The following is a 20,662-nucleotide window of genomic DNA, read 5'->3' on the forward strand; positions in this document are numbered from 1 at the left end:
GCCGCGGGCGGGACGGCCGACGAGGTGCACGCGCAGCTGACGGCCGCCCAGGGTGCGGTGCGCGACGCCGAGGCGGCGCGCGACCGGCTCGTCGAGCTCGAGGCGGCGCTCGTGGCGTTCGACGCCGACACGGCGCGCGCGACGCAGATGCTGGGTCGCCGCGAGGTGGAGATCGCGGAGGGCCGCGCGTCGCTCGAGGCCATGCGCGACGCGCTCCTGCTGGCCGAGGTCGAGATCGAGGCTGCCCGGGACGGCGCGGACTCGGTGCGCACCCGGCTGCGGACGGTCGAGAAGCGCATCACCCACCTCGAGACGTGGGTGGACGCGCTGGTGCGGCTCGAGGAGGCGGGCGCGGTGCACGAGGCGCGCCTCGGCGAGCTCGCCGGCGCCCTGGTCGAGCACGACTTCGAGGACGCCGACGCGGTCCGGGCCGCGGCCCTCGACCGGGCCGCGCTGCGTGCGCTCGAGCACCAGGTCGCGACCCACGACGCGGCCGTGACGCGCGTGCGCGCCGCGCTCGAGGAGCCCGAGCTCGCCGCCCTCCCCGAGGCGGTCGAGGTCGACCTCGACACGCTCGCCTCCGCCCACGCCGAGGCCGACGCGGCGGCGACCCTCGTCGCGGGCGAGGCGGCGCGCGCGGCACACCTCGCCGAGGCGGCGACGGCGGCACTGCGCGAGCTCGACACCGCGGTCGAGAGTCAGGTCGCGGCGCACGCCGAGGCGGGTCCCGTGGTCCGGATGGCGAACGTCGCGGCCGCGAGCGGCGGTGACAACGCCAAGCAGCTGACCCTGGCCACGTACGTGCTCATGCGGCGGTTCGAGGACGTGGTCGCCGCGGCCAACGCGCGGCTCGGCACGATGTCCGACGGCCGGTACGCGCTCGTCCGCAGCGACGAGCGGGAGGCCGTCCGGAGCCGCCGGACGGGCCTCGCGATGAAGGTGGTCGACCACCGCACCGGCACGGAGCGGGACCCGCGCACGCTCTCCGGTGGCGAGACGTTCTACGTCTCGCTGTGCCTCGCGCTCGGGCTGGCCGACGTGGTGACCGCGGAGGCGGGCGGCATCGACCTCGGCACGCTGTTCATCGACGAGGGCTTCGGGTCGCTCGACCCGGAGACGCTCGAGGTCGTGCTCGCGGAGCTCGGTCGCCTGCGCGACGGGGGCCGCGTCGTCGGCGTCGTGAGCCACGTCGACGCGCTCAAGCAGTCCATCGCCGAGCGCATCGAGGTCCGCTGCCACCCCGACGGCACCAGCACCCTGGCCGTCCGCGCCTGACGGGCATGCGTCGCGTGGGCGGGCTGCCGTCCCCCGCGTCACCAGGACCAGACGCGCGAGGGGTCACCAGGACCAGCCGCGCGAGGCGTCACCAGGACCAGCCGCGTGAGGCGAGCTCCATCTCCTCGCGGAAGCGCTCGGGCTCCCGGGTCGGACCCCAGGGCTCGGGCGACCACTCCTGCGTGACCGGGACGCCGGCGAGCCGGCACGCCTCGGCGAGGAGCGCGTCGTACGCGGCCTGTGCGGCGAACAGCCGTCGCGCCCGCGCCCACGCGCGCGGGTCGGCCTCGAGCGCCCGCATCTGGGCCGCGACCCGGCCGAGCTGCACCTGGACCGTCAGCACGTCGAAGGGGTCGGGCGGCGGCTGCGCAGGCGCGTCACGCCGTGCGACCGGGTTGCCGGTCCGATCGCCCGAGGGCTGCGGCGCAGCGAGGGCGACGCGCGTCTCGCGCCGACGGCGCCGGGCCTCCCGTGCGCGCGTCCAGAACCGCGGTGGGTCGTCGAGCACCGTCCATGCCAGCGCGCTCCACACCACCGCGGGGAGCACCATCCAGAGCACGGTCTGAACCACGGCGGGCTCCTCGTCAGCGAGGTCCTCCCAGCGTAGGTCGCCTCCCGCAGGCCCACCAGGCCACCGACCCACCGGGCCATCGCGCCGGCTGCTCGAACGGCCGGGGGTGGAGATCGAGCGGCGCGGCACGCCCTCATGGCGAGCGCGCGTCCGTCGGTGCGGGCGATGGGACGGCTGGGGCCGCTGTGACGCCTGTGATTCGCATCAGTCACGCCAGCACCACGAGCACCATCGGCCGCACGGACGGTTCGGCTCGGCCCTGCGGAGCCGCGCGGGAGGACGACGCGGGCCGGGAGCGGGCGGGCGACGGACGGCGGGAGCTGGGCGGCGGACGGGGTCTCAGGGGGTCGCTAGGGTCGAGGGATGGCGACGCCGCACATCACCGCCGAGCCCGGCGACCTCGCACCCGACGTCCTCATGCCCGGCGACCCCCGCCGCGCCACCCGCATCGCCGAGACCGTGCTTTCCGACGCGCGGCTCGTCACGGAGGTTCGCGGGATCGTCGGGTACACCGGGACGTTCGAGGACCGGCCGGTGTCGGTCATGGCCTCGGGCATGGGGATGCCGTCGATGACGATCTACGCCACGGAGTTGTTCCGGTTCTTCGGCGTCGAGCGCATCATCCGCATCGGCACGGCCGGCGGCATGGCGCCCCACCTCGAGCTCGGGGACGTCGTCATCGCCAGCGCCGCGCACACCGACTCCGCGATGACCGCCGGCCGCATCCCCGGCGTGCACTACAGCCACGCGCCGAGCTTCGCGCTCGCGGCGGCGGCCGCGGTGGCGGCGGGCGTCGGTCCCGGCACCACGCCCCCGCCGCCCGAGCCCGCCTCGGGCAGCCGCCGCCGACGGCGGGTCGCGCGCTCGACGGTGCACGTGGGCGCCGTCTTCTCGTCCGACGCCTTCTACGCCGACCGCAAGGCGACGGACGAGCGGCTCGTCGCGCACGGGACCCTCGCGGTCGAGATGGAGGCGGCGGGGCTGTACGCGACGGCCGACGCCGAGGGCGGGCAGGCCCTCGCGATCTGCACGATCTCCGACCTGCTGTTCCGCGAGGCGTCGCTGCCCGCCGCGGACCGCGAGCTGCTGTTCGACCGCGCGGTCGCGCTCGGCCTGGCGGCCCTCGCCACGGCCTGACGAAGGCGGACGGCCGAGTCCATGACCGAGCGTGTCCCCCACCGCATCACGACGGCGATCGCCCGGCTCGACCCGCCACCCGACGCGCGCGTGCTCGAGATCGGGCCGGGCCCGGGCGTCTCCCTCGGCCTGCTGTGCGACCGCGTGCCCGACGGTCACGTGGTGGGCGTCGACCGCTCCGCCACCGCCGTCGAGCGGGCCCTCGCCCGCAACGCCGAGCACGTCGCCGCCGGTCGGCTCACGATCCGCCAGGGCACGCTCGCGGAGCTCGACGGCGAGGACCCGTTCGACCGCGTCCTGGCCGTCAACGTGAACGTCTTCTGGACCGCACCCGCGACCGAGGAGGTGCGCCGGATCCGCGAGCTCCTCGCCCCCGACGGTCGCGCGCTCCTGGTGTTCGAGCCGCCCGACGCGGCGTCGCTCGACCGCGTCGCCGCCGCCGTCAGGGGCGCGCTCGAGGCCGGCGGCCTCGCCGCGTCGGCAGAGCGCGACGACGCCCTGCTGCTCGTCACGGCCCACCACCCCTAGGCGAGCCGGCCCGGCGGCCACCGCACCGTCCCGGTCGGGGCACACGCCCGATGCCGGACGCACCGGCCCACGCGGGGCGCGACGTCCGCGACGTCGATGCGACCCGCCCACCGTCGGCGGTCACACGCCCGGCGGTCGCACGCCCGGCGGTCACACCCGGCGCGGCGTCACTCGCCGTCGGCCGGGCGCGCCTCATGACCCGGCCGCCCGTGCGTGCGGCGCTCCTCCTTGAGCCGCGCCTCGTACACGTGCCGCCGGCCCTCGAGCAGCTCGTCGCGCACGCGGCGCTCCCACGCGCGGAACGGCTCCCAGTACGTGTCGTCGTAGTCCTCGACGACCTGGAACGTCCACCGCCGGCTCACCACGTTCTTCCCGAGCAGGTCCTCACGCATCTGCTGGGCGAGCGCGCCGTGCCCCGCCTCCTCGAGCGCGTCGAGCGCCTCGAGCAGGTCGTTGTCCGCGTTCCCCGTCAGCCGGTGGAACCCGTACAGCCGCCCGCGCGCCTCCTCGACGATCTCGAGCGCCGCCGTGAGCTTCCCGACGGCGTCCACCGTCGCCTGGTCGACGCCGTCGGGCGGCAGGTGCTCGGCGTCGGGTCCGTCCGCGGGACCCACCGCCCCGGCGCCCACGCTCAACGCTTCTTCTCCTGCTCCAGGACGTCCTTCGCCTTGGCGACCACCTGGTCGATGCGTGCGTCCGTCGGGGTGTCCGTGCGGGACTTGAGCGCGTGCGCCGCCTTGTCGAGCGCGTCCTGCGCCTTGTCCTCGTTGCCGTCGAGCGCCTTGCGCGCCTTGCCGACCATGTCGCCGATGCCCATCTCGATCCCTCCTCCGGGTCGCGCGCGCCGGGCACAGCGCCGGCGCACGCCTCGCCCATGCCTACGGCCCCGACCCGGGCGCGGCAACCGGAGCGGGCGGCAGGTCGGCGGCAGAGGGTGAACCCCTGGGTGAAGCGCCGTCACCGCGGTCAAGATCGCCGCGGGCGGACCGATGCAGGGAGTTCAGTGCAGACGTCCAGTCCAGACGAACGGCCCGCGCCAGGGCCGGCGGGAGGCGATGATGGTCCCGATCACCGTGGAGGTGCTCGAGCTCGTCCGGCGCGTGCTCGAGGAGACCGACGACCTGGCCGACGCCGCCGACCCGGCCCGCTCGACCCGCTGATCCCTCAAGCGACCCGACGAATCGGCCGAAAGCAGACCTGTGCCCCGCCTCTTCCCCGTCCAGCCCGACTTCGACGACGCCACGCGCGCCGAGCGTCGGGTGTGGGAGGACCTGCGTGACCAGCTGCCCGACGACGCCGCGCTGTTCCACCACGTCCCGCTGCAGCTCGGCAGCCGCGAGGGCGAGATCGACCTGCTCGTGGCGTGGCCCGGCGTCGGCCTCGCGGTGATCGAGGTCAAGGGCGGCCGCGTGGTGCGGGACGCCGAGGGCTGGTGGCAGGGCCCGGCGGACACGGCACACCGCATCGACCCCGTGCGTCAGGTGCAGGACGCGCGGCACATGCTCCGCCGCTACCTCGGCCAGCACCGCAGCCCCGCGTCCCAGGCGCGCTGCGTCCAGCTCGTCGCGTTCCCCAACGTGCGCGTCCCCCAGGACTGGGAGGCGCCGGACTGCCCTCGGCAGATGGTCATCGACAACGACGACCTCGTCGGCCTCGGCCTGCGTGTGCGCCGCGCCATCGAGGACCTGGGCGGCGGTCAGCGGCCGCTCACGCACGAGGGTCTCGCGAGCCTCGAGGCGCTGGTCGCCGGCGCGCTGCCGAGCCAGCGCGACCACCTCGTCGCCGCGGCCGAGCACGACCAGCGCGTCGAGCAGATGACGCGCGACCAGGCCCACGTGCTCGACCTGCTGCGCTACCAGCGGCGCATCCGCGTCGTCGGCGGCGCGGGCAGCGGCAAGACGTGGCTCGCGCTCGCGCAGGCCCGTCGCCTCGCGCGCACCGGGGAGCGGGTCGCGCTCGTCTGCTACAGCCGCGGCCTCGCGCGGTTCCTCGAGCGGGTCACGCAGGAGTGGCCGGTGCGTGAGCGCCCCGCGTTCGTCGGGCTCTTCCACGAGCTGCCGGTCCGCTGGGGCGCCGAGCCCGGCCAGGACGACGACTCCGACTACTGGGAGCGTCGCCTGCCGTTGCGGCTCGGCGAGCTCGCGGCGGCGCGGCACCCCGGAAGCCTCTTCGACTCCGTCGTCGTCGACGAGGCGCAGGACTTCGGCGAGCTGTGGTGGCCCGCGCTCCTCGCGTGCCTGCGCCACGGCGGCGCCCGGGGTGACGGCCCCGAGGGCGGCCTCTACGTCTTCATGGACGACGCCCAGCGCGTCTTCCCGCGCCAGGGGCACGTGCCGATCGACCTGCCGCCGTTCACGCTGCAGGAGAACATCCGCAGCACCAAGCGGATCGCCCAGCTCTTCGGCAGCCTCTCGCACGAGGAGGTCCGTCCGCGCGGCATGGTCGGCGAGCCCGTGCGCCTCGTCGAGGCCACGGTCGACGGCGCGGTGCCCGCGGCCGACGACGTCGTCGAGGCCCTCCTGGACGAGGGCTGGGAGCCCGGGCAGATCGCCCTGCTCACGACGCAGCACCGCCACCCCGAGCAGCGCAACGCGGTCGACGTCGGCGGGTGGCAGCACTACTGGGACGGCTTCCTCGACGAGGAGGACGTCTTCTACGGCCACGTGCTCGGCTTCAAGGGCCTCGAGCGCCAGGTCGTGGTGCTGGCGGTCAACGGCTTCCGCGACGTCCAGCGGGCGCGCGAGCTGCTCTACGTCGGCCTGTCCCGCGCCCGCGCGCTGCTCGTCGTCGTCGGGCCGCGTGCCCTCGTCGAGGAGGTCGGCGGCACGGCGGTCTCGATCCGGCTGCACCAGGCGGAGCCGTGGGCGCCCTGCCCGCTGGGGGTCAGCGCGCCGGGCGCCTGAGCACGTCGCCCGTCTCCGGTGGACGGGGCTCGCGGCGCCCCGTCCACCGAAGACGCGTCACGAGGTCACGCGGGCGGCGGCGGGGGCGGCGTCGTGCGGCCGTAGCCGTCGTTCGAGCCGCCGTTGACCCCGGCGACGCTCGAGATGAGCTCCGAGAGGTTGAGGCCGGTCAGCTGGCGCACGACCTCCTGGCCCTCGCCGAGCACCGAGGCCACGTTCTTCGTGATCGCCGACGCGCCGTCGGTCGAGATGACCGTCATGTTCGCGATCGAGCCGATGGGCTCGGCGGCGGCGCGGACGATCTCGGGCAGGCGCGAGATGACCTCCTGCGCGATGGCGGCCTGGCCGTACTTCTTCAGCGCCTCGGCCTTGGCGTCCGTGGCGGCGGCCTCGGCGCGACCCTCGGCCTCGATCGCGGCGGCGCGCGCCTCGCCCTCGGCCCGGATGGCCGCAGCGAGCGCGAGCTGGCGGTCGCGCTCGGCCTCACCGGCGCGGCGGACGGACTCGGCGTTAGCCTCGGCGTCCTGGATCGCGGCCGTCTTGTTGGCCTGGGCGATCGTGGTCCGCTTGTAGGCGTCGGCCTCGGTCGCGGCGTTGGCGGCGTCGCGCTCGGCGGTCGCCTGCTGGACGGCGGCGTACGCGGCGGCCTCGGCCGGCTTGCGGACGTCGATGTCGAGCTGCTCCTCGGTCACGCGTGCCTGCTCGGCGAGCGCCTCGCGCTGCTGCGCGGCGACGATCTTGTCCTGCTCGGCGCGCGCGAGCTGACCGGCGGCCTCCGCCTCGGCGTTGGCGCGGTCCGTCTGGGCCTTGATGGCGGCCTGCTTGAGGTCGAGCGCCTTCTGCCGCTCGGCGATCTGCTCGGCCGCCTCGATCACGGCGAACTCGGCGGCGCGCCGGGCCTCGGCCTCGGACACCTCGGCGACCTGACGGGCGCGGGCGTTCTCGGCGCGGCCGAGGTTGGCGAGGTAGTCCGAACCGGGCGTCGAGATGTCGGAGATGTTGAGCAGGTCGACCTGCAGGCCCTGCTCGGCGAGGTCGATCTTCGTCGACTCGACGACGCGGTCGGAGAGGCCCTTGCGGTCGGAGATGATCTGCTCGATCGTCATGTCGCCGACGATGGAGCGCAGCGAGCCCTCGAGGGACTCCTTGATGATCTCGGTGAGCGTGCCCTGCTGGGACAGGAAGCGCTGCGCGGCACGGCGCACGCCCTCCTCGTCGCCCCGGACCTTGAAGTTGATGGACGCCTTGATCGCGATCTTGATGCGGTTCTTGTCGACGCCCTCGACCGTGATGCCGATCTGGCGCTGCTCGAGCGAGATCGGGAAGCCCTGCTGCAGGATCGGCCAGACGAACACGCGACCGCCGACGACGACGCGCTGGCCGGCCTCGGTCGCGGCGGCCCGGCCCGCACCGCGGCCGACGATGATGAGCGCCTCGTTCGGGGGGACGCGGCGGATCCGCTTGGCGATGAACGCGACGATCGCGACGACCGCCAGCACGAGGGCGGCGACTCCGATCACGGTCACGATGTCGGACGTCATGGGGAAGGGGCTCACAGGTCGGTCTCCCGGTCGGTGGGTGGTGCGGGTCTGTGGTGGGTCGTGTCAGGCGGGGGGCGCGTCCGTCGGTGCGCGGTTCAGTCGGTGGGCGCCGCCGGGCCGCCCGCGGGGCTCACCTTGACCCGCCCGCCGGACTGCTCGACGACGACGATGCGCGTGCCCTCGGGGATCTCGACGTCGGCCCACGCGAGGCGCCGCTCGAGCTCGCGGACGTCGTCGAGGCTGACCTCCCCGCCGCGGCCGGGCGCGACGGTCGACGTGACGACGCCCTGGACGCCCGTGAGCGTGCGGGGCTGACCGTCCTCGGTCGCCTTGAGTCGCTTGATCAGCGCCTGCACGCCCACGACGGTGAGCACCGCGAACACCGCGGAGGCGACGTAGGCCCAGCCGGTCGGCAGGCCGTTCGCCGTGACGATCGCGCCGATCGCGCCGAAGGCGAGGGCGCCCGCGCCGAGCGACGTGCCGGAGAGGGCGCCGTCGCCCAGCTCGAAGACGTCGCCGAGCGGGAGGGCGACGAGCAGGAGGAGCAGTCCGAGGCCGCCGATGACGATGAAGATGACCATGCGTCGCTGCCTCGTCCCCTCGTGTCGCGGTGTGCCCGCGGGATTCCTGGCGGCACCCTATCGGGCGCCGTCGTGGCATGGGGGTGACCTCCGTGAGCTGATCCCGACGCAGCACGGACGCCGGACGGCGCAGCGCAGGGGCCGGGTCGGCGCAGCGCGGAGGCCCGGACCGTGCGGCCCGGGCCTCCGTCGTGCGCTCGCCGTGCGTCAGGGCGTCGTGCCGCCCAGCGTGTAGGCGCCCGAGCCCGAGTACGCCAGGACGACGTACCGGTAGTAGCCGGACGTCCCGGAGTAGGTGATCGTCTCGTTGGCCCCCGGCGACGTGCCCTGGGCGACCGTGCTCCAGGCCCGTCCGTTCCACTTCTGCAGGTAGAGGTCGAAGTCGGAGCCCGACGGACCCGCGACGCACGCCCGGTGCTGGCCCGAGCGGCTGACGGTCAGGTAGCTGCCGTTGGGCTGGACCGCCTGGGCGCCCGACGTGAGCGACCCCGTGTACGTGCGGGCGTACCCGGTGCACCCGGCCGGCGGCGGGGGCGGGTTGCCGCCACCGCCGTCGCTCGTGACGAGCGTGAGCCCGTACGCGCCGAGGATCTCGTTGACGGGCTGGAAGTACGTCGTGCCGCCGGTGCGGCAGTTGCCCGACCCGCCGGACGTGACGCCCTGCGCCTGGTTGCCCGCGAGGAGCGAGCCGCCGGAGTCGCCGGGCTCGGCGCACACGTTCGTGCGGATGAGGCCGGAGACGGTGCCCTGCGAGTACGAGACGGACGCGTTGAGCGCCTGGATCGTGCCGCAGTGCCAGCCGGTGGTCGAGCCCGAGCGGCACACGGACGAGCCGACGGGCGCGGCCGTCGACCCGGCGACGGCCACCCGGCCGCCGGAGTAGTTGTTGACCGCACCGATCGGCGTGTTGCCCGCCGCGACGCGGACGAACGCGTAGTCGTTGCCCGGGAAGCTCGAGCCGGCGAAGGTGCCGCTCGGGCCTGACGTCGTCGCCCCGGTGCGTCCGCAGTGGCCCGCGGTGACGAAGCCGCCGGCCACCGAGAACCCGATCGAGCAGCGGCTGCTGCCGATCGAGTACGCGTTGCCGCCGATCACGTCGACGTACGTGCGCGGCGCCTCAGCCGTCTCGACGAACGTGACGGCGTCGGCCGGCACCCCGGCCGCCGCGACGACGTCGGCCGCGGCCTGCTCCGCGCCCGGCGCGACGTTCACGACGACGTCGTTCGTCGTCACGTCCACGTGCCAGCCGACGACGTCGCCCTGGCCCACGAGCGCGGTGTCGAGCGTCGTCGCCCACCCGTCGAGCTCGGCCAGCGTGTGGTCGACCGTCACTGCTGTCGCGCCCTCGGCCTGGACGGCGGCGGCGTCGGCGGCGTCCGTGATGGCGACGTAGAGCACGTCCTGGTCCTCGGCCACCCAGCTGCCGGCGAAGTCGCTGCCGAGCTCCTGCTCGAGCGCGGTACCCGTGTCCGCCGCGTCGTCCTGGAACGCCAGGCGCTGCCGCGCCTCCTGCGCGTCGAGCCCCAGGTCGCGCTCCATCGCGCGCAGGAGGCCCGGTGCGAGCTTCTCGACGGCGGGCGCCGCACCGGCCGCGTCGTCGGGTGGTGCGGCCGCGGCCTGGGTCGCGAAGGCCCCGGCCAGCAGCGTCGCCGAGGCCGTGGCCGCGGCCAGGCCCCGTGCGACTGATGTCGTCCTCATGTCCTGTCCCCCTTGCTCCGTTCGGGTGAACCCCGATGCGGGGCACGCTAGGACCGGCGGGGACGACCGGCGGAGATACCGAACGGGTCATACGGCGGCGTTATGGCCCCCGCCGCGCGCGTCCCAGCCGGTGCTCGCGCCGCCGACGGCGCCGGCGGTGAGCCAGGCGTCGTACGCGGGGGAGCGGCGCACGGCCTCCTCGTGCGCGCCGAGGGCCGCGTCGAGGACGGCGCCGACGTCGAGCCGGTCCGCCGCGTCCTCGCGCCACCCGAGGAGCTGGGTCCACCGCAGCGGCGTGCCGTCGATCGCGAGCGCGGTCACGCCCGGAGCGTCGAGCTGGAGGGGCTGCACGAGCGCGACCGCGTGACCGCCGCGGACCTGGTCGAACGCCGCCGCGCGCTCCTGCTCGCCGAGCCCGCGCGGCGTGAACCCCGCCCGCGCGCACGCGGAGACGAAGCACCGCTCGAAGCAGCCGTCGCCGGGGGCCGCGAGCCACACCTCCTCGGCCAGGTCCTCGAGCGGCACCGACCCGCGCCGCGCGAACGGGTGCTCGTCGTGCACGACGACGAACACGGGGTCGGTCCGCACCTCGGTCCAGACGAGGTTCGCGTCGCCCGGTGGCGGCGAGCCGCCGCACGTCCCGACGAGCGCGACGTCGAGCGTGCCGGCCGCGAGCCGCGCGGCCGTGGCCTCGACCGACCACGACGTCATGGGGGTCACGGCGGTGTCGTCCAGCGCAGCGTGGACCCGGTTGACGAAGAGCCCGGCGATCGCGGTGCCCGCGGTGCCGACGCGCACGGCGTGGCACGTGCCGGTGTCGTGGTGGACGAGGCGACGCGTGTCGTCGACGAGCACGTCCATGGCGGGCAGCACCACGCGCGCGTGCCGGAGCAGCAGCTCGCCGAGCGGCGTCGCGCGGGCGCCGTGCCGGTCGCGCGTGAAGACCTGAGCGCCCAGCGTGCGGTCGATGCGGTTGAGCTGCGCGGTGAGCGCTGACTGGGACAGCCCCATCGACGCCGCGGCCTTCGTCACGCTCCCCGACTCCGCGACGGCGACGACCAGGCGGAGGTGCCGCAGCTCGAGCTCCATCCGCGGATTATCGGCACGCCGGTCGCGTGCGGTCGAGGCGCGCCGGGGTGGTCGCGCGCCCACGGCCCACGACGCTCCCCGCTCTCAGTCGGCGGCCGCTTCCCGCGCCCGGCGCTTCTCGGCGCGCATGTTGCACACCCAGCCGTGCGGCTCGGCGAGCGCGTGGGCGGCCTCGGGGCCCCACGAGCCCGGTGCGTACGGCTGGACGTCGGGCCGGTCGTCGCCGAGCAGTGGCTCGAACGCGCGCCACGCGGCCTCGAGGCCGATCGGCGTCGTGAACAGCGTGCGGTCGCCCTCGAGCACGTCGTGCAGCAGGGACGCGTACGCGGGCAGCGGCTCGCCGGGCGTGACGTCGTCGAGGTCGAGCCGTGCCGTGCCGCGCGCGAGGTCGAGGTCCGGCCCCGGCTGCTTGACCGCCGTCGTGATCTCGATCGCGCCGTCGCCCTTGAGGGACAGGCTGATCCAGCTCGACGGCACCTCGTCGCCGAACAGGTGGATCGGGTCGCGGCGCAGCACGAGGGTCACGCGCTGCTCGGACTCGGCCATCCGCTTGCCCGTGCGGAGCAGGAACGGCACGCCGCGCCACCGCTCGTTGTCGATCCACAGCCGCGCGGCGATGAACGTGTCCGTCGTGGACCCGTCGCGCACGCCCTCGATGTCCCCGTAGCCCTCGAACTGGCCGAGCACGACGTCGTTCACGGGGTCGAGCGGGCGGAAGTCGCCGATCGCGTCCTCGCGCGCCCGCACCAGGTCGGTCACCGCGAGGTGCCGCGGCGGCTCCATCGCGACCTGCCCGGCGACCTGGAACAGGTGGCTGACGACCATGTCGAGCGCGGCCCCGGTCGCGTCGTAGAACTCGGCGCGCTGCGCGACGTCGAGCGTCTCGGGCACGTCGATCTGGACCTGCTCGACGTGGTGGCGGTCCCAGATGCTCGAGAACAGCTCGTTCGCGAACCGCACGACGTGCAGGTTCTGCGTCGCCTCCTTGCCGAGGAAGTGGTCGATCCGGAAGACCTGGTCCTCCTCGAGCACGTCGTGCACGACGGCGTCGAGCTCGCGGAAGGCCTCGGGCGACGTGCCGTAGGGCTTCTCGTAGACCACGCGCACGGTCTCGCGCCGGCCGTCGGGCCCGACGTTCAGGCCCTGCGCGCCGATCGCCTCGGTGAGCGGCGCGAAGGCCTGGGGCGGGATCGCGAGGTAGTGCACGACGACGACGTCCTCGGGCGCGAGCCGGTGCTGCGGCGGCTCCGCGTCGCCGTCGGCGAGGTCGTCCGACTCGGTGAGCTCGCGGCGCACCTCGTCGAGCGCCTCGGGCAGGCCGCCGCCGTCGTCGGCCTTGACCTCGTCCGTGAAGCGCGAGTGCCGGGTCATGGCCTCGACGTCGTCGTCGTCCGTGCCCTCGTGCGCGAACTCGGCGAGCGAGCCGCGCACGTGCTCGACGAACTCCTCGCGCGTGATCTTCTCCCGGCCCGTGCCCAGGAGCGCCCAGCGGTCGGGCAGCAGGCCGCGGCGGTGCAGCGTCGCGAGCGACGGGAGCACGAGCCGCCGGGAGAGGTCACCGCGCGCGCCGTGCAGCACGAGGATCAGCGGCGCACCGCCTGAGGGCGCGTCACCGGCCGTGGACGGCGTGGCGGACGGGGTCTCGCTGCGCTTGTCGGGCGAGCTCATCGGTGCGGCCTCCTGTCGCGGGTGCGCCTCGACGCTATGTCGGAGCGCGTGACCCCGCAGCCCAGGCGGTGCGCCGGCGCCCGGACGCGTGACCACGGCGGCCGGCGCGACGCGTCAGTGTGACGTGGGACACATTCACCCGCTTCACGAGTCATCGTCCGGCGCCCCGTGCCGATCCTCAGGGGTAGAGCGGCGCAGGGGCGCGGCACCGTACCGGCGAGGTAGCCATGACCAGGACTCTTGCACCGACGAGGACCGTGGGCGCCTCGGCCGTGCTGCACGGCACGCACCCGCTGCGCGGGTACCCGGTCACGTGGCACCTCACGCCGCTCGCGACGCGCGTGCAGGCGACCGGGTCTGGCGCCGGCGACTTCCTCGTGGAGCGCGCGGACGGGCACATCCTGGACCCGCTCGTGTGGGACCTGGCCGAGAAGGACACCACGATCATGTCCGCGCACGAGATGTGCGAGCTGGTCCGGCGTGCCTCCGGGGGGCCGGGACGCGCCTCCGGCGGGCCGGTCTGACCAGTCCTCGACCCGCGCGCTGACGTGCCGCCCGACCACGTCACCCGTCCGGCGCACGGCGGGTGCGGCGGCGCGCGCCGCGTCCCCCCGCTGCGTACCGTGACGCCCGTGAGTTCGACGGCGAGCGACGCGGTCCCGGCCGGGCCGGACGCCACCCGGCGCGCCGTCCCGAGGCCCCGGCGCACGCTCACGCTCCCGCCCGAGCCGGCGAGCGCCGAGCGGGTCCGCCGGTGGCTGCGCGACGTGCTCACGGCCGAGGGCCGCCCGGACTGCGCGGACGCGGCCGAGCTCGCCTGCACCGAGCTCGTGACCAACGCGGTGCTGCACGCCCACACCGACGTCGACGTCGTCGTCGCCGTGGGCGCCGAGGTGCGCGTCGAGGTGCGGGACACGAGCCCGGCACTGCCGGAGCAGCGCGGTCAGGACACGCACGCGACCACGGGCCGGGGGCTGGCCCTCGTCGCCGCGGTGAGCGACGACCACGGCGTCGTCGACGCGGGTCCGGGCGGGAAGACGCTGTGGTTCACGGTCGGCGGCGACCGGCCGCGCACGCCCGAGGAGGCGCTCGCCGCCTGGGACGTCGAGGACCTCGTCGTCGCCACGGCGGCCGACGCGGCTGCCGCCGACGGGGTCGACGTCCGCACCGTGCACCTGCTCGGCCTGCCGCCGATGCTGTGGATGGCGGCGCGCGACCACCACGACACGCTGCTGCGCGAGCTCGTCCTGTACGCGGCCACGCACGACCTCGCGGGCGCCGACCCGCGGGCCGCCGACCAGGCGCGGGCGCACCTCGTCCCGTCCGTCGTCGCCGCGATCGACCGTGCGCACCACGAGTCCGGGAGGGCCGCCCCGTCGGAGGACCGGGCCTCGCTCCCGTCGTGGGCGCCCGCACCCGTCGACGTCGACATCACCGTGCCGGTGGACGCCGGCCACGCGTTCAGCGCGATGCAGCACACGCTCGAGGTCGCCGAGCACCTGGCCCGGACCGGCCGCCTGCTCGCGAGACCGGGGATCGCCGAGGTCGTCGCCCTGCGGGACTGGCTCTGCGGGCAGGTCGTCGCGCAGCTCGACGGCGCGGCGCCCGCGCGCTGGGCGGGCTTCGACGACGAGCGCTTCGAGCTCGAGGCGACCGACCTGGGTCCGGACGTGCCGGCGTCGGCGGGCGACGCGATCCGCGCGCTCGTGCGCCAGGCCCTGCGCGAGGCCGTGAGCGACCCCGTGCTCGACATGGTCCGCGGCTCGGTGCGCGGCGTCATGGTCGTCGACGAGCGGAGCCGGATCGTCGCGGTCAGCCGTCCGCTCGCCGACGCGACAGGCTGGGACGCCGACGGCCTCGTCGGACGCCGCTTCGTCGCGCTGCTGCCGCCGCGCATGCGCGAGGCCTACGTCGCCGGGTTCATGCGGCACCTCACCACGGGCGCGACGGACTCGCTGGGCATCCCGCTGCTGCTCCCCGTGCGGCGCTCCGACGGCACCGAGATCGCGTGCCGGCTGCTCATCGAGCCGTCGTCGTCGGCGACCGGGCGGCCGCTCTACCTCGCCTGGATCGAGCCCGTCGCCGTGGCACCGCCGACCGCGCGGAGCGCCGCACCGCTCGACGTGGACCACGTGCGGCTGTTCCGCTCGCTGCTCACGCCGTACCTCGTGATGTCGCCCGAGCTCGTCGTCGTCGAGGCGAACGACGCGTACCTCAGGACCGTCGGCCGCACGCGCGAGGAGCTGGTCGGCCGCGACGTCTTCGAGCTGTTCCCACCCACGCGTGACGCGCTCGACGCGACGGGCGTCTCACGCATCCAGCGGTCGCTCGAGCGCGCACGGGACACGGGCCGCCCGGACACGATGCCGCTCCAGCGCTACGACATCCCCGACCTGGTGCACGGCGGCGTGGTCGAGCGGCACTGGTCGCTCATCTCGATCCCGGTGCTCGGCGACGACGGCCGCACCGTCCTCGTCGCACAGCGCGCCGAGGACGTCACGGACTTCGTCCAGGGCCGGGGGAGCAGCGACGCCGAGCGCGACGACGTGTGGCGTCGCCGGCTCGACGAGGTCCAGGGCGACCTCTACGCGCGGGCCCGTGAGCTGGCCGCCGCGGTCGAGGCCAAGGAGGTGGCCGCACGCCGGCTCGCTGCGCTCGCGGCGGCGGCGTTCCAGCTGACGAGCGCGGAGACGGTCGCGGACCTCGAGGAGGTCGTCGTCGGGCACGGGCTGCGCGCGCTCGGCGCCGACGGCGGCTGCGTGGCCACCGAGCACCCCGAGGGCGGATGGCGCGTGAGCGCGAGCGGCACGCTGCCCGACGGCGAGCGGACCACCGGCGTGCACCTGCCGCGCGACAGCCGCTGGCCCGCGGCGTGGTGCGCGCGGACCGGCACGCGCCTGCTGCTCCCGACCCGCGCCTCCGCCGCCGCCTTCTACGCCCCGATGGACCGGGCCTACGAGGACTCGGGCCGGACGTCCTGGGCGTTCCTCCCCCTGCGCCTCCAGGACCAGACCATCGGTTCGCTCGGCGTCGCGTGGACCGACGAGCACCACGTCTCGCCCGACGAGCTCGAGGTGCTCGAGGCGTTCGCCGCGCAGCTCGCGCAGGCCCTCGAGCGCATCCGCGCGACGCAGGCCCAGCGGGTCGCCGCCGCCGAGGCGCAGCGCCTGTCCGAGACCCTCCAGCGCAGCATGCTCACGAGGCCGCCGCGGCCGCCGGGCCTCGACATCGCGGTGCGCTACCAGCCCGCGGCGCAGCAGGCGAAGGTCGGCGGCGACTGGTACGACGCGTTCGTGACCTCGAGCGGCGCGACGCTCGTCGTCGTCGGCGACGTGAGCGGGCACGACCGCAAGGCCGCGGCGCTCATGGGCCAGGTGCGCAACCTGCTGCGCGGCATCGCCTACGACAGCCACAGCAGCCCCGCCGCGCAGCTCACGCGGCTCGACGCCGCGATGCACGGGCTCGAGCTCGCCACGCTCGCGACCGCGGTGCTCGGGCGGCTCGAGCAGTCGGCGCAGGACCGCGCCGACCACGTGTGGCGGCTGCGGTGGTCGAACGCGGGGCACCTCGCGCCGCTGGTGCGGACGCCCGACGGCGACGTGCGGCTCGTGGACGACCGGACCGACCTGCTGCTGGGGCTCGACCCGACGGCGCCGCGGGCCGAGCGCATGCTCGTGCTGACGCCCGGCACGACGCTCGTGCTCTACACCGACGGCCTCGTGGAGCGGCGCGGCGAGAGCATCGACGTCGGCGTCGAGCGGCTGGTCCGCGTGGTGCGCGCCGAGGGCGGCGGCACGTCGGACGAGCTCGCGGAGGCGATCGTGGCCGAGCTCGGCCCGGAGTCGCGCGACGACGACCTCGCGCTGCTCGTGGTCACCGTCGCGCCCTGACGGGCCGGGCATGCGAACGGCCGCCGGCCGCGTCCGGGGACGCGGCCGACGGCCGCTGCTGCCGCTCAGGGAGCGGCGGTGGTGCTGCTCAGAGAGCAGCGAAGAACATCGTGTCCGACATGAAGCCGGCCTCGATGGCCCACGTGCCGCCCGCGACCGCGTCCGCCGGGACCTCGAACAGGAGGTTCCCCGTGCCGACGCCGCCCGGGTACAGCTCGGAGACGTTCCCGAGGTCGTTCGGGATGACGTTGTACGCCTGCTCGAAGCTGCGGCCGTCCGCCGCGACGAACTTGACGCCGATCTCCCACGTCGAGCCCGTCTCGGGGCCCTGGTAGGTGGCGGTGACCGGGAGCATCACGAAGACGTTGCCCGCGGCCGGCGGGGAGTTGAACTGGTTCTCGGCCTGGACGACCGACCACGCGTCCCAGTTCGCGGCGGCGACGCCGATCTCCCACAGCGGCTGCGAGCCCTCGGAGAACGTGATGACGTCGACCCCGGGCTGCGCCGGGTTCTCGCGCGTGCCGAGCGCGCCGGACGCGTCCTCGGTCGTCTCCTCGCCCGCGGCCTCGTCCTCGGTGGTCTCGTCGGTCGTGCCGGTGTCGGTCGACTCGTCCTCCGTGACGACGCCGGCCTCGCGCTCGAGCTCCTCCATGCTCTCGTTGAACTCGTCGACAGCCTGGTTCGCCTCGTTGATCGCGACGAACATGACGATCGTGACCGCGACACCGATGAGGAACGCGAGCGCGCCGGTGATGAGGCCACCCAGCGCGAGGCCCTTGCCGCCGACCTCCGCCGTGACCTTCTTCATGGCGACGATGCCGAGCACGATCGCCACGACACCGCCGATGGCGCCCGCGATCGGGACCCAGGAGAAGACGAGCGAGAGGATGCCGACGACGAGCGCGGCGATCGCGAGACCGCTGGTCTTGTTCGGCGTCGGCGCGCCGTAGTAGCCGCCCTGCGGCGCGTACATGTTCGGGTCCGGCTGGCCGCCCTGCGGCGCCGCGTACATGTTGGGGTCGGGCTGGCCGGGCTGGTGCGGCACGTACTGGGGGGACTGCGGCGTGTACGCCGGCTGCGGCGCCTGCCCGTAGGGCGGCGGCGGCACGGCGCCGGGGACCTGCGAGGGGTCCGGGTTCTGGGGGTGCGTCATGTCAGCTCCGGTCTGGCGGCAAGGGAGAACAGGGGCGGCGGCTCGGCCGCTCCCGGGAGGATCGTCCGCCATCGGCGGGGGGCGCGGCGACCACCTCGCCCGATTTCACCCCCTCGTGGTACCGCGTCGCCCCCACGTCCGAGGACCGGGACGTGCCGACGACGGGCTCAGCGGCGGGGCTCGTTGCGGAGCACGCAGAACTCGTTGCCCTCGGGGTCGGCGAGGACGACGAACGGGTCGTCGTCGGTCTGGCCGACGTCGGCGTGCCGCGCGCCCAGGCCCAGCAGGCGCTCGACCTCGGCGTCGACGTCGCCGTCGGCGGGGCGCAGGTCGGGATGCCCGCGCACCTTGTCCCGCTTGGGCTCGTCGACGCGCTGGAGCCACACCGTGAGCACGTCGGGCGGTGCGTCGTCGGGCGGGTAGAGCTTGGCGCCGGCGTCGTCACCGCGGTCGACGCGGTAGCCGAGCGCGGCGGACCAGAAGGCCGCCATGAGGTCCAGGTCGTGCACGTCGAGGGTCCACTGCGCGATCCGGAGGGCCATCGGCCCAGTGAACGCCCGACCGGCGAGGACCGGCAAGGGCCCGCGGTCCTCCGTGCTCGGCCAGCAGGCCTGGCTGGTGACCTGGCGTCGCATGGTGACGCGAGGTCACCAGCGAGCGCGAGATGCGCCGACGGCGGGTCAGGCCGTGAGTTTCGTGACGACGCCGGCGATGCGGCGCTGCCGCGTCTCGGGCGTCCTCGCGTCCTCGACCGCCAGCACGTGGGCCTTGCGGGCGCTGTACGAGAGCCGGTCGAACGCCTCGCGCGCCGAGCCGTCCGCGAGCGCGGCGGCGAGGTCCTCCGGGACGTCCACCGTGCGCGGGGCGGTGTCGAGCTCGACCTCGACCTCCACCTCCTGCCCACCCTCGACGCCCGCGGCGGCGCGGTTGGCCGAGCTGAGCGAGATCATCGACACCCCGCCCATGGTCGCCACCGTGCTCCGGTAGGTGTGGCCGCCGACCGTCACGACGACCGGCGGCTTCCTGCCCTGGCCGAGCGCGGCGAGGACCTCGGGCGGGACCTCGATGCCCGTCGTCGTCCCGGTCTTGCCCCGCAGGATCGTGGTCCGGTAGCGCATCGGTGCTCCTTCGCTGGTGACCTGGCGTCACATGGTGACGCGAGGTCACCAGCGAGCGCGAGAGCCGCGCGGGCGGCGGCGCGTGGCCTCGGTCATGAGGACGAGGCGGGGGGCGACGACCGGCCGGTCGACCGATGCCCCGCGATGGGGTTGGGGCCTAGTTTCCGTGGCATGACCTCGACGCCGCCCAGCCCGTACGCGCAGCCCCCGCAGTACGCGCCGACATCGCAGTACGCGCCGCCACCGCAGTACGCGCAGCCGACGACGCCGCCCGTGCCGCCGCCCGTCAGCCGGGCGGAGCGTTCGCTCGCACCGGACATCGGACGCGGCGCGATGCTGCTCCTGATCGCCATCGCGAACGTGGGCCTCCACCGCTACGGCTACCCGGTCGACGAGAACCTTGGCGAGACCGGCATGTCGACGGTCGACCGGGCCGCGCTGTTCGTGGAGTCGTGGTTCGTGGCCGACCGCGCGCGGCCCATGTTTGCGATCCTCTACGGGTTCGGCATCGCGATGATGGCGTGGCGCATGGCGGGGCGGGGTGTGGACCAGGCGGGCATCCGGCGCGCCCTCCGGCGGCGCAGCGGGTGGCTCATCGCGTTCGGCGTCGTGCACGCGGTGCTGCTGTTCCTCGGCGACATCCTCGCCGCGTACGGCGCGACGGGGCTCATCGCGCTCGTGCTGGTCAACAAGTCGGACCGGTCCCTGCGCCGCTGGTTCTGGGTCAGCCTGGTGATCTGGGAGGTGCTCGCGCTGGTCCTGGTGCTGAGCCCGATCGCGGACCTGTTCACCGCGGGCGAGGCGGGCGTCAACACCGCGCCCGGCACGACGTACCTCGAGCAGCTGGCTCTCGGCGCAGGCGCGGCGGTGATCAGCGTGCTGGCCTCGTTCGTCCTGGGGTTCATCGCGCCGGTCGTCGTCGGCTTCTGGCTGCACCGCCGGGGCTGGCTCCAGCACCCCGAGCAGCACGTGGCCGGCCTCCGGAAGGTGCTGCTGGTCGCCGTCGTCGTCAACGTCGTCGCCAACCTGCCGTTCGCGCTGCAGATGGCGCAGGTCATCGAGCTCGACGGCGCGCTGGGCGCGGCGGCGTGGACCCTGCACAGCACGAGCGGCCTGCTCATGGGCGCCGGCTACATCTGCGGGTTCGCGCTGCTCGCGGTGCGGTGGCGCGAGCGCGGCCGCACGGGCGTGCCGCGGCTGCTCGCGGCGGTCGGCGAGCGGTCGCTCACGGCCTACCTCGCGCAGTCGCTGATCATGGCGCCGGTGCTGTCGATGTGGGGCCTCGGCCTCGGCGACGACCTCGGGACCGCGGCGTCGTACGCGTTCGCGATCGGCACCTGGCTCGTCATCCTCGTCGCGATGGTGCTCCTCGACCGCGCGGGCCGCCGCGGCCCGTTCGAGACACTCCTCCGCCGCCTCACCTACGGCCGCACCCGCCACCCCTGACCGCGAAGTGGAGCGAACGTGGCCGACACGTTCGGGCGGTTTCAAGCGGCCGATGCAACGAGTA

Annotated in this window: 18 protein-coding genes; 7 read left to right on the forward strand and 11 right to left on the reverse strand. The window is 74.9% G+C overall.

Annotated features, from left to right (window positions below; translation table 11 throughout):
- Positions 1–1,275: SbcC/MukB-like Walker B domain-containing protein (locus tag ICW40_RS11025; RefSeq protein ID WP_308121746.1), on the forward strand; the 1,275-nt coding region annotated here is incomplete at its 5' end.
- A gap of 88 nt (positions 1,276–1,363) precedes the next feature.
- Here the strand turns inward: ICW40_RS11025 and ICW40_RS11030 are convergent.
- The gene (locus ICW40_RS11030) at positions 1,364–1,846 is read right to left on the reverse strand and encodes a hypothetical protein (protein ID WP_308121747.1); all 483 of its coding nucleotides are present in this window, start codon (positions 1,844–1,846) and stop codon (positions 1,364–1,366) included.
- Between the two features lie 363 nt (positions 1,847–2,209).
- On the opposite strand from ICW40_RS11030, the gene ICW40_RS11035 reads away from it, so the two are divergent.
- Both ICW40_RS11035 and ICW40_RS11040 read left to right on the forward strand, forming a co-directional pair.
- Positions 2,210–2,983: a purine-nucleoside phosphorylase gene (locus tag ICW40_RS11035; RefSeq protein WP_221653875.1), complete on the forward strand. Its 774-nt coding sequence runs from the start codon at positions 2,210–2,212 to the stop codon at positions 2,981–2,983.
- Between the two features lie 21 nt (positions 2,984–3,004).
- On the forward strand, positions 3,005–3,511 hold the full coding sequence (locus tag ICW40_RS11040) for an SAM-dependent methyltransferase (protein WP_221653876.1): 507 nt from the start codon (positions 3,005–3,007) through the stop codon (positions 3,509–3,511).
- Between the two features lie 167 nt (positions 3,512–3,678).
- Here ICW40_RS11040 and ICW40_RS11045 read toward each other — a convergent pair whose 3' ends face one another.
- Both ICW40_RS11045 and ICW40_RS11050 read right to left on the reverse strand, forming a co-directional pair.
- On the reverse strand, positions 3,679–4,140 hold the full coding sequence (locus ICW40_RS11045) for a hypothetical protein (protein ID WP_308121748.1): 462 nt from the start codon (positions 4,138–4,140) through the stop codon (positions 3,679–3,681).
- Between the two features lie 2 nt (positions 4,141–4,142).
- Entirely contained in the window at positions 4,143–4,328 is a 186-nt protein-coding gene (locus ICW40_RS11050) for an antitoxin (protein ID WP_221653877.1), read from the reverse strand.
- Positions 4,329–4,710: 382 nt separating this feature from the next.
- Between ICW40_RS11050 and ICW40_RS21560 the strand changes: the two genes are divergently transcribed.
- Complete coding sequence (locus ICW40_RS21560; protein ID WP_221653878.1) at positions 4,711–6,414, forward strand: nuclease-related domain-containing DEAD/DEAH box helicase; 1,704 nt, start codon at positions 4,711–4,713, stop codon at positions 6,412–6,414.
- A 65-nt stretch (positions 6,415–6,479) separates the two neighbouring features.
- On the opposite strand, the gene ICW40_RS11060 is transcribed toward ICW40_RS21560, so the two are convergent.
- The 5 genes from ICW40_RS11060 to ICW40_RS11080 form a co-directional block, all read right to left on the reverse strand.
- On the reverse strand, positions 6,480–7,955 hold the full coding sequence (locus ICW40_RS11060) for an SPFH domain-containing protein (RefSeq protein WP_221653879.1): 1,476 nt from the start codon (positions 7,953–7,955) through the stop codon (positions 6,480–6,482).
- A gap of 95 nt (positions 7,956–8,050) precedes the next feature.
- Positions 8,051–8,536: an NfeD family protein gene (locus ICW40_RS11065; protein WP_221653880.1), complete on the reverse strand. Its 486-nt coding sequence runs from the start codon at positions 8,534–8,536 to the stop codon at positions 8,051–8,053.
- Between the two features lie 207 nt (positions 8,537–8,743).
- Positions 8,744–10,234: a S1 family peptidase gene (locus ICW40_RS11070; protein WP_221653881.1), complete on the reverse strand. Its 1,491-nt coding sequence runs from the start codon at positions 10,232–10,234 to the stop codon at positions 8,744–8,746.
- A gap of 87 nt (positions 10,235–10,321) precedes the next feature.
- Positions 10,322–11,323 carry a LysR family transcriptional regulator gene (locus tag ICW40_RS11075; protein ID WP_221653882.1) on the reverse strand — a complete coding sequence of 334 codons (1,002 nt, stop codon included), beginning with the start codon at positions 11,321–11,323 and terminating at the stop codon, positions 10,322–10,324.
- A gap of 84 nt (positions 11,324–11,407) precedes the next feature.
- Positions 11,408–12,991, reverse strand: a complete 1,584-nt coding sequence (locus ICW40_RS11080; RefSeq protein ID WP_221653883.1) for a glucose-6-phosphate dehydrogenase — start codon at positions 12,989–12,991, stop codon at positions 11,408–11,410.
- A gap of 227 nt (positions 12,992–13,218) precedes the next feature.
- Between ICW40_RS11080 and ICW40_RS11085 the strand changes: the two genes are divergently transcribed.
- Together ICW40_RS11085 and ICW40_RS11090 are read left to right on the forward strand one after the other, a co-directional pair.
- Complete coding sequence (locus tag ICW40_RS11085) at positions 13,219–13,515, forward strand: hypothetical protein (protein WP_221653884.1); 297 nt, start codon at positions 13,219–13,221, stop codon at positions 13,513–13,515.
- Positions 13,516–13,623: 108 nt separating this feature from the next.
- A complete protein-coding gene (locus tag ICW40_RS11090) occupies positions 13,624–16,881 on the forward strand; it encodes a SpoIIE family protein phosphatase (RefSeq protein ID WP_221653885.1) in 3,258 nt (1,085 codons plus the stop codon).
- A gap of 88 nt (positions 16,882–16,969) precedes the next feature.
- Here the strand turns inward: ICW40_RS11090 and ICW40_RS11095 are convergent, their stop codons facing one another.
- The 3 genes from ICW40_RS11095 to ICW40_RS11105 form a co-directional block, all read right to left on the reverse strand.
- Entirely contained in the window at positions 16,970–18,034 is a 1,065-nt protein-coding gene (locus ICW40_RS11095) for a hypothetical protein (protein ID WP_221653886.1), read from the reverse strand.
- A gap of 167 nt (positions 18,035–18,201) precedes the next feature.
- Entirely contained in the window at positions 18,202–18,576 is a 375-nt protein-coding gene (locus tag ICW40_RS11100; RefSeq protein WP_221653887.1) for a VOC family protein, read from the reverse strand.
- A 138-nt stretch (positions 18,577–18,714) separates the two neighbouring features.
- Positions 18,715–19,152: a YdeI/OmpD-associated family protein gene (locus ICW40_RS11105; protein ID WP_221653888.1), complete on the reverse strand. Its 438-nt coding sequence runs from the start codon at positions 19,150–19,152 to the stop codon at positions 18,715–18,717.
- 171 nt (positions 19,153–19,323) lie between these two features.
- Between ICW40_RS11105 and ICW40_RS11110 the strand changes: the two genes are divergently transcribed.
- A complete protein-coding gene (locus tag ICW40_RS11110) occupies positions 19,324–20,598 on the forward strand; it encodes a DUF418 domain-containing protein (protein ID WP_221653889.1) in 1,275 nt (424 codons plus the stop codon).
- Positions 20,599–20,662 lie beyond the last annotated feature (64 nt).

This window comes from Actinotalea ferrariae, from assembly GCF_019733465.1.
GTDB lineage: Bacteria > Actinomycetota > Actinomycetes > Actinomycetales > Cellulomonadaceae > Actinotalea > Actinotalea ferrariae_A.

Bases quoted from the DNA above. Each gene is read 5' to 3' on its own strand.
- ICW40_RS11035 (WP_221653875.1), top strand. From the start codon at position 2,210: ATGGCGACGCCGCACATCACCGCCGAGCCCGGCGACCTCGCACCCGAC.
- ICW40_RS11040 (WP_221653876.1), top strand. From the start codon at position 3,005: ATGACCGAGCGTGTCCCCCACCGCATCACGACGGCGATCGCCCGGCTC.
- ICW40_RS11050 (WP_221653877.1), bottom strand. From the start codon at position 4,328: ATGGGCATCGGCGACATGGTCGGCAAGGCGCGCAAGGCGCTCGACGGC.
- ICW40_RS11060 (WP_221653879.1), bottom strand. From the start codon at position 7,955: ATGACGTCCGACATCGTGACCGTGATCGGAGTCGCCGCCCTCGTGCTG.
- ICW40_RS11065 (WP_221653880.1), bottom strand. From the start codon at position 8,536: ATGGTCATCTTCATCGTCATCGGCGGCCTCGGACTGCTCCTCCTGCTC.
- ICW40_RS11070 (WP_221653881.1), bottom strand. From the start codon at position 10,234: ATGAGGACGACATCAGTCGCACGGGGCCTGGCCGCGGCCACGGCCTCG.
- ICW40_RS11075 (WP_221653882.1), bottom strand. From the start codon at position 11,323: ATGGAGCTCGAGCTGCGGCACCTCCGCCTGGTCGTCGCCGTCGCGGAG.
- ICW40_RS11080 (WP_221653883.1), bottom strand. From the start codon at position 12,991: ATGAGCTCGCCCGACAAGCGCAGCGAGACCCCGTCCGCCACGCCGTCC.
- ICW40_RS11085 (WP_221653884.1), top strand. From the start codon at position 13,219: ATGACCAGGACTCTTGCACCGACGAGGACCGTGGGCGCCTCGGCCGTG.
- ICW40_RS11095 (WP_221653886.1), bottom strand. From the start codon at position 18,034: ATGACGCACCCCCAGAACCCGGACCCCTCGCAGGTCCCCGGCGCCGTG.
- ICW40_RS11100 (WP_221653887.1), bottom strand. From the start codon at position 18,576: ATGGCCCTCCGGATCGCGCAGTGGACCCTCGACGTGCACGACCTGGAC.
- ICW40_RS11105 (WP_221653888.1), bottom strand. From the start codon at position 19,152: ATGCGCTACCGGACCACGATCCTGCGGGGCAAGACCGGGACGACGACG.
- ICW40_RS11110 (WP_221653889.1), top strand. From the start codon at position 19,324: ATGACCTCGACGCCGCCCAGCCCGTACGCGCAGCCCCCGCAGTACGCG.